The 7641-nt window shown below is 72.3% G+C and carries 9 protein-coding genes and 1 pseudogene; all 10 read left to right on the top strand.

Going from position 1 to position 7641, the window contains the following annotated elements; genetic code table 11:
- Positions 1-325: pseudogene (locus ACFXB5_RS34825) on the top strand (hypothetical protein); the annotation flags it as partial.
- A gap of 65 nt (positions 326-390) precedes the next feature.
- A complete protein-coding gene (locus tag ACFXB5_RS34820; RefSeq protein WP_385215607.1) occupies positions 391-1518 on the top strand; it encodes a beta-ketoacyl synthase N-terminal-like domain-containing protein in 1128 nt (375 codons plus the stop codon).
- Between the two features lie 70 nt (positions 1519-1588).
- A complete protein-coding gene (locus ACFXB5_RS34815; RefSeq protein ID WP_360069266.1) occupies positions 1589-1852 on the top strand; it encodes an acyl carrier protein in 264 nt (87 codons plus the stop codon).
- Positions 1849-2235, top strand: coding sequence for a 3-hydroxyacyl-ACP dehydratase FabZ family protein (locus tag ACFXB5_RS34810; RefSeq protein WP_385215605.1), 387 nt, complete (start codon positions 1849-1851; stop codon positions 2233-2235). Before ACFXB5_RS34815 ends, ACFXB5_RS34810 begins: the two co-directional genes overlap by 4 nt.
- Before the next feature lie 5 nt (positions 2236-2240).
- Complete coding sequence (locus ACFXB5_RS34805) at positions 2241-2741, top strand: 3-hydroxyacyl-ACP dehydratase FabZ family protein (RefSeq protein ID WP_385215667.1); 501 nt, start codon at positions 2241-2243, stop codon at positions 2739-2741.
- 15 nt (positions 2742-2756) lie between these two features.
- A complete protein-coding gene (gene fabG / locus ACFXB5_RS34800) occupies positions 2757-3500 on the top strand; it encodes a 3-oxoacyl-[acyl-carrier-protein] reductase (RefSeq protein WP_385215602.1) in 744 nt (247 codons plus the stop codon).
- 13 nt (positions 3501-3513) lie between these two features.
- Positions 3514-4230 (top strand): 2-hydroxychromene-2-carboxylate isomerase, encoded by a 717-nt coding sequence (locus tag ACFXB5_RS34795; protein WP_385215600.1) that lies wholly within the window; start codon positions 3514-3516, stop codon positions 4228-4230.
- A gap of 31 nt (positions 4231-4261) precedes the next feature.
- A complete protein-coding gene (locus ACFXB5_RS34790; RefSeq protein WP_385215598.1) occupies positions 4262-5845 on the top strand; it encodes a class I adenylate-forming enzyme family protein in 1584 nt (527 codons plus the stop codon).
- A gap of 229 nt (positions 5846-6074) precedes the next feature.
- Positions 6075-6782: a response regulator transcription factor gene (locus tag ACFXB5_RS34785; protein WP_385215595.1), complete on the top strand. Its 708-nt coding sequence runs from the start codon at positions 6075-6077 to the stop codon at positions 6780-6782.
- Positions 6779-7495: a LuxR family transcriptional regulator gene (locus tag ACFXB5_RS34780; RefSeq protein WP_385215592.1), complete on the top strand. Its 717-nt coding sequence runs from the start codon at positions 6779-6781 to the stop codon at positions 7493-7495. The genes ACFXB5_RS34785 and ACFXB5_RS34780 overlap by 4 nt, the downstream gene beginning before the upstream one ends.
- The last annotated feature ends 146 nt before the right edge of the window (positions 7496-7641 follow it).

Below are 7641 nucleotides of genomic sequence, written 5' to 3'. Positions count from 1 at the left end.
CTCTGTGTGTGGTCTGTTGTGCCGCGCGCGGGGGGGGGGGGCGGGGTGGTGGGGCGGGGGGGGGGGGGCGCGTCGTTGGTGGAGCCACCCCCCGCCCCGCGCCGCCCCCCTGCGCATCGCCGGGCGGACGCTCGACACGCTCCCCGACCCGCGCCGGCTGCTCCGGCAACTCCTCGACGACGGCGCCACCGTGTTCGTGGAGGAGGCCGATCTGTCCGCGCTGGGCGCCCGAGCGCGGGAGCGGTTGCTCCCCGGAGTGCGCCGCGTGGCCGGGGCCGAGCTGGTGAGCCGCTGGTCCGACTACGCGCGGGTGTGGTTCTTCTGACCCCCGCCCGCGCCCACCCCCATCCGCCCCCCGCCCGCGCCCGCGCCCGAAGGAAACAACCGTCCATGGTCTCCACCGACACGGCCGGCAGCCCGGTCATCTCCGCCTGGTCCGCGATCTCCCCGCTCGGGCTGGGCAGCGCCGAGTTCTCCCGGGGGCTGGGCTCCGGCCGCCGGGCCGCGGTCCGGCTGGACCGCGAGGAGTGGCAGGTGCCGTTCGATGAGGCGTGCCTGGTCCCCGGCTTCGACATCCGGGGGCTGCTGGGCCGCAAGGGCACCCGCTCGATGGACCGGATCACCGGCCTGGCCGTGGTCGCCCTTGGCCGGCTGCTCGCCACCGGCGACGCCGGGCGGCTGCCGGGGATCGCCGAGGACACCGGCCTGGTGCTCGGCACCAGCACCGGAAGCGCCCAGAGCATGATGAACTTCACCCGGGACTCCCTGGTGGGGGACCGTCCCTATCTGGTCGACCCGGCGCGTTTCCCCAACACCGTGATGAACTGCGCCGCCGGGCAGTCGGCCATCTGGCACCGCCTCAAGGGCCCCAACACCACGATCGCCGGGGGCAGGGCCACCGGACTGCTGGCCCTGCGGTACGCGCTGCGGCTGCACCGGGCGGGTCGCGCGCGGACCCTGCTGTGCGGCGCGGTCGAGGAGTTCTCCACGGCCCGCGCCTGGCTCGCCTGGCACGCGCGGGGAGTCACCGGCGACGACGGGCGGCGCGACGCGGTCCTCGGCGAGGGCGCCGCGGTGTGGCTGCTCGAGGACGCCGAGGACGCCCGGGCCCACGGTCGGCGCGGTATCGCGGAGGTCCTGGGGCTGGAGTTCGGCTTCGCCGAGGACCACCCGGCGATCCGGCCGGTGCTGGCGGACTGTCTGCGCCGGCTGCTGGACCGGTCCGGCCTCGCCGCGGACGGCATCGACGCCCTCGCCGACACCCAGTTGGCCGGGCCCGACGGCGACGCGGAGCGCGCCGCCGTCACCGAGGTGCTCGGCACCCGCCTGCCGCCCCGGGTGGCCTGCGCCGATTCCATCGGCGACACGTTCGCCGCCTCCGCCGCCTTCCAGATCGCCGCGGTGCTCGCCCGCGTCGGCTCCGGGGAGGCCGATGCCGGGGCCCGGACCGTCCTGATCACATCCGCCGAGGCGAACGGCATGGTCGGAGCGGCCCTGCTGAGGCTCGCAGGTTCATGACCCCGTGCGCCATGTCCGACGGCGACCCGCAACCGATGGCGAACCGCAACCGATGGAGAGGCGAGGCACGATGCCCGACACCCAACCGACCCCCCTCGACCTGGAGGATCTGCGGCGCACCATCGCCGAGGTGTTCTGTGTGGACCCGGGCGAGGTGACCGACGAAACCCGCTTTGTGGAGGATCTGGGCGGCGATTCGCTGCTGGCGCTCGAGGTGATCGTCGCCCTGGAGAAGAAGTACGCCGTGCGGTTCGCGGAGTCGGATGTGCGCGGGCTGACCACGCTGCCGCGGACCTACGACGTGCTCGCGGACAAGCTCGGAGCCCAGGGATGAGCCCGGTGTGCACTCCGGTGGCGGGCCGGATCGAGCACGGCACGGCCCCGGACGGGACCACGCGCGTGTCGATGACCGTCGGACCCGAGGAGCCGGTGTTCCCCGGCCACTACCCCGGATTCCCGATCTTCCCCGGCGTCTGCGTCATCGAGTTCCTGCACCGCGGAGCGCTGGCCGCCGCCCCCGGACCGGACCACACATGGGTGCTGTCCGGCATCGAGAGCGCGCGGTTCATGAACCCCGTCCTCCCGGGCGACCCGCTCACCGCCGAGCTGACCTGGAGCCGCGACGGCGCGAGCGGGCGCTGCTCCGCCTCGGTCACCGGCCCGCGCGGCACCATCGCCCGGATCGCCCTCCGCTTCGAGGACGAGGGGGCGCGGTGACCGAGATGTCCGCCGGTGTCGCCGAACTCAAGCGACGGCTTCCGCACCGCCACCCGATGCTGCTGCTCGACCGGGTCGTCCGGGTGGAGCCCGGCGCGCGGCTCATCGCCCGTAAGGCCGTCACCTGCAACGAGCCCTGGTACGAGCGCCTCGCCGACGACGCGGCCGAACGGGACCACGACTACCCGGCGGTACTGCTCGTCGAGTCCTGCTGCCAGGCCGCCGGCCTCCTCGCCACCTGGGACGCCCCGGTGCCCGACGCGCGGGGTGATCGCGTGATGCTGTTCGGCGGCATCTCCGGGGTCCGGTTCACCGGGCGGGTCCGCCCGGGCGATGTGGTGGAACACCAGGTGCGGCTGACCCGGAGCTTCGCGGACACCGTGATCTTCGAGGGGCGGAGCACGGTCGGGGACGAGACCGTGATGGAGATCGAACAGCTGGTCATCGCGTTCCGGCCGGGTTCCGGGCTGGCCACGGCCACCCCGGCCACGGCGGACCGGGCTTGAGGGGAGGCGGACGACATGACCGGCACCGACAACCGGGTGGCCGTGGTCACCGGTGGTACGCGCGGCATCGGACGGGCCACGGTGCTGCGCCTGGCGCGCGAGGGGTACGACGTGGCGTTCTGCCACGCCTCACCCGATCCGGAGCCCGGCGCACTGCTGGCGAAGGAGGTCGAGGAGCTGGACCGGCGGGCGATGGCACTGCGGACCGATGTCTCGGACGCGGACGAGGTGCGCCGCTTCATGGCCGCCGTCCAGGAGGAGTTCGGCCCCATCGACGTCACGGTCACCTCCGCGGGCATCGTGCGCGACAACCCGCTGCTGCTCATGAAGGACGAGGAGTGGCACCAGGTCCTGGACACCAACCTCGACGGCACCTACCACGTGTGCCGCGCGGCCGTCTTCGAGATGATGAAGCGCCGACGGGGCTGCATCGTGAACATCTCCTCGGTCGCCGGAGTCCACGGACACCCCACCCAGACCAACTACTCGGCCTCCAAGGCCGGGATCATCGGGTTCACCAAGGCGCTGGCCAAGGAGGTCGGCAGATACGGCATCCGCGCCAATGTGGTGGCACCCGGATTCATCGAGACCGACATGACCGCCGCGCTGGCCGACAGCGCCCGCGCGGACGCCGCGAAGAAGATCCCGCTGCAGCGCTTCGGACGCCCCGAAGAGGTCGCGGACATGGTCGCGTACCTGGCCTCGGCCGAGTACGTGACCGGAAGCGTGCTGCAGATCGACGGCGGCATCGTCATCTGAGGAAAGGCCGGCCATGCCCCGGAGGGACCGTACGCCCCGCTTCTACTTCTCCCTGCGCAGCCCGTATTCCTGGCTCGCCTACCGCCAACTGCGCGACGAACACCCGGAGGTGGCCGACGCCATCACCTGGCGGCCCTTCTGGGAGCCGGACGCCCGCAGCCTGCTGATGCTGGAAAAGGCGGGCGGCGGCTTCCCGTACGTCGGCATGTCCCGCGCCAAGCACCTCTACATCCTCCAGGACGTGCGCCGGCTGTGCCACGAGCGCGGGCTCCAACCCGCGTGGCCGGTCGACCGGGACCCGGTGTGGGAGGTCCCGCATCTGGCCCATCTCGCCGCGGTGGACGAGGGGAAGGGCCCGGAGTTCATCGAACGCGTCTACCGGGCCCGCTGGGAGGAGGGCAGGGACATCTGCGCGCCCGCCACGATCGCGGAGGTGGCCGCCGAACTGGGGCTGCCCGAGGACCGCTTGGCGGGTGCCGCGGACGACGACGGACTGCGGGAACGCGGGGTCGAGGCGCTGTCGCGGGTCGACGCGGACGGCGTGTTCGGCGTGCCGTTCTTCATCCATGGCTTCCACAAGTTCTGGGGTGTGGACCGGCTCGCCCCGTTCATCGCGTCGGTGACGGGCGCGGCGCCGGGGCGATCGGCCACCGGACCGTCGGCCACCGCACCGTCCGCCGCGGCGCCGGGCCGGGGCGGAGACCAGGGGCACGCGGGCGGCTGCGGCTGACCGCGACCCGACGATCGGCGAAGAGGAACCGATGAAGGAACAGAACCTTGGCTCGGCGGCGGCGGTCCACTACTGGGCGCGAACCACCGGGGACACCACCGCCATCGTGTACGAGTCCACCCGGATCAGCTACGGGACGCTGTCCGCCCGGGTGCGATCGCTGGCGGCGGCCCTGTCCGAGGGCGGGGTGCGCACCGGCGACCGGATCGCCTTCCTGGGGCGCAACGGCCCGGTGCTGCTGGCGGCGGCGCTGGCCGCGGCCCACCTCGGAGCGGTCTTCGTGCCGCTCAACGTCCGGCTGGCCGGAAGCGAGGTGGCGTACCTCCTCGGCGACTGCCGCCCCCACACCCTCATCGCCGAGGACGCCAACCGGCCCCTGGTCGACGGCATCGCGGACACCGTGCCCGTCCAGCGGTTCCTGCTCGCCGACGGTGACCCCGCCGCTTCCGAGGCGCACCCTCGCTGGGAACCGCTGCCGACGGGGGAGGCGGCGGAGGTGGCGGAGACAGCGGAGGTGGCGGACGCCGCGCCGCCGGTCGCGGTCCGGCCCACCGACCCCGCGCTGATCATGTACACCTCGGGCACCACAGGACGGCCCAAGGGGGCGGTGCTCACCCACGGCAATCTGTGGTGGAACCACATCAACACCGCCGCCGTGATCCGCACCCGGCCGGGCGACACCACCCTGGTGCTCGCGCCCATGTTCCACATCGCCGGGCTCAGCGGCTTCACCCTGGGCTCCCTCTGTCGCGGCGGCACCCTGGTGATCCGGCGCTCCTTCTCTCCCGAACAGTGCCTGGCGGACCTGGTCGAGCACCGGGTGGCCAATCTCATCGCGGTGCCGACGATGTTCGCGGCCATCGCCGCGACGGCCGGTTTCGCGCGCGCCGATCTCTCCGCGCTGCGCGCCGCGATCGTCGGCGGGGCCCCGGTGCCCCCCACCCTGGTCCGCGACTACCTCGCCCACGGCATCCCCCTGCACCAGGCGTGGGGGATGACCGAGACCGCGCCACTGGCCAGCCATCTGCCGACGGAGCTGGTGGCCACCCACCCCGACGCGGCCGGATTCCCGCTGCCCCACACCGAGATACGGCTGGCCGATCCGGCCACCGGTGGTGTGGTCACCGAACCGGAGGTGGCCGCGGAGATCTGTGTCCGGGGACCCAATGTCTTCGCGGGCTACTGGAACAACCCGGAGGCGACCCGTCGGGTGCTGGACGACGCCGGATGGTTCCGGTCCGGGGACATCGGCCGCGTCGACAAGAACGGTCTGCTGTACATCGTGGGCCGGCTCAAGGACGTCATCATCAGCGGCGGGGAGAACATCTACCCCGCCGAACTGGAGCGGCATCTGGCCGAGTACCCCGGCGTGCGCGAGGCGGCCGTGGTCGGGGTGGAGCATCCGCGGTGGGGCGAGAGCCCGGTGGCGGTGCTGTGCCAGGACGGGGACGGCCGGGCCACCCTGGAGGAGATCCGGGCGTTCACCGGGCAACGGCTGGCCCGGTACAAGCTCCCCACGGCCGTTCACCATGTCGACGCACTGCCCCGGAATGGCAGCGGAAAGGTGGACAAAGCCGCCTTGCGCGCCCAGCTGGTCGGTGGAGAGCGGTCATGACACCCCCCTGAAGCGCCGCCGGAACCCCACCGTGCCCGAACACGCGGAAAACGCCCTGGCCCACGAAGCCAAACGGCCCGTGTGGCGTGCGTGTAAGCAAAGTGAAAGCGCGTGAAAAGTACCGAGACGTAGACTCCTCGACACGTGCCCGGAGTTGCCTGAGTCCGGGTGTAAGAAGTGTTGGCACGGGGGTTCCACATTGATAAGAAATACAGGCGGAGTTCCGCCCTTGGCGGACACGGTGACGACCGATCCGCTGGAAACGGGGACGCGGCAGGCCGCCGCGTTCCAGCGGCTGGACACCGAACTTCTGGTGGCCGCCGCCACGGCTCTGGCCGACCAGGCCGCAAGTAGTGTGAACGTCACGATTCCCAGCGATCGACGAGGTTTGTCGGAATTCGGTCCGGCGCTCCACGCCATGGCGAAGACGGCGCGCCCGGATGTCGAATTCCGGGTTCTCTTCCCCTCTCGTGCTTTTGACGGCGAGGTCCTGCGACGACTGACCACGGAGCGGGCGAACGTCGCTGTCCGAATTGCCGAGAGTCCACTGCAGGGCGTGGTGATGGCCGACTTCCGCAGCGCGTTGCTGTGGTCGCCCATCGCCCTCAAAGGGGGAAGTGTGGCGCTTTTCGACAAATCCGCGGAGATCGGCGCACTGGGCTCTCTCTTCCTCGGTGCGTGGGGAAGTGCCATACCGCTGGCCGAATTCCTGAAGCGGCGGGAGCTGGTCCGGCACGAGGACCAGCGGCAGGTCCTGGGGCATCTGCGGGACGGGCACACGGACCGGGTCGCGGCCCAGAAGATGGGCATCTCCTATCGCACCTATCGCCGCCGGGTCGCGGAGATCCTGGAGGGGCTGGGCGCGGAGTCCCGCTTCCAGGCCGGGGTACGGGCCAGTGAGCTCGGGCTGCTGTCGCCGCTGGAGGACGCCCAATGACGGCTCTTCCACTTCCCACGGCCGCCCCGGTTCCGATCGGATCTCCGCCGCGGCCGCCCGCCGCACCGCTGAGCCGGGACCCCGGCCCGGCCGAGGACGCCCGGGCGATCGTGCGCGAGGCCGGGCAGCATGTGTCCATCATCCTCGCGTTGCCCCAAGGGACGCAGCGCGAGGTGCTGCGGTCGCTCCTCCCGGCGCTCCTGGACCAGGTGAAACCGGACGTCCGGGTGCGGATCCTGTGCACCCGCCACACCTATGACCGCCGTCTGCCGCACACCAACGGTGGCGACGGCGGCGGACCGGAGGTGAGACTGGCCCGCCTCGATCCGATCGAGGCGGTCATGGCGGACGGCCGTACGGCCCTGGCCAATCTGCGGGCGGAAGCCGGCTCGCAGATCTTCACCACCCAGGAGGTGCTGCCCGTCCAGGCGTTGCACACGCTGTTCAACTCCATCTGGAAGAGGTCGGCCCCGCTCTCGGCGCGGCCCGACTTCGGCGACCGCCGCCGCACCCGGCTGGTCGCCGAGATCCTCGGGATGCTGCGCGTCGGAGCCACCGACGAGGTCGCCGCCCGGGCGCTGTCCATCTCCGTGCGGACCTACCGCAGACATGTCGCGGACATCATGGAACGGCTCGACGCGCGATCGCGCTTCGAGGCGGGGCTGCTCGCCGCCGAGCTGGACATGCTTCCGCCCCCGGCGGAGAGACACTGACGGAGCCCACCCCCGCCCCGGCCCCCCCCCGCGGGGGCGGGGGCGGGTTGGGCGCCCGACGCGGGCTGGGCAACCGCCTGGGGGGGGGGTGTGGCGTGGAAGCGGCTGCGCAACCGGCTGGGCGGCGATCTGGACGGCCCCCGCGT

It is taken from the genome of Streptomyces sp. NPDC059455 (genome assembly GCF_042750115.1).
In the GTDB taxonomy this organism is placed as follows: Bacteria; Actinomycetota; Actinomycetes; order Streptomycetales; family Streptomycetaceae; genus Streptomyces; species Streptomyces endocoffeicus.
The sequence above is the reverse complement of the archived record's forward strand: the minus strand, read 5'-3'. Positions and strand labels throughout refer to the sequence as shown.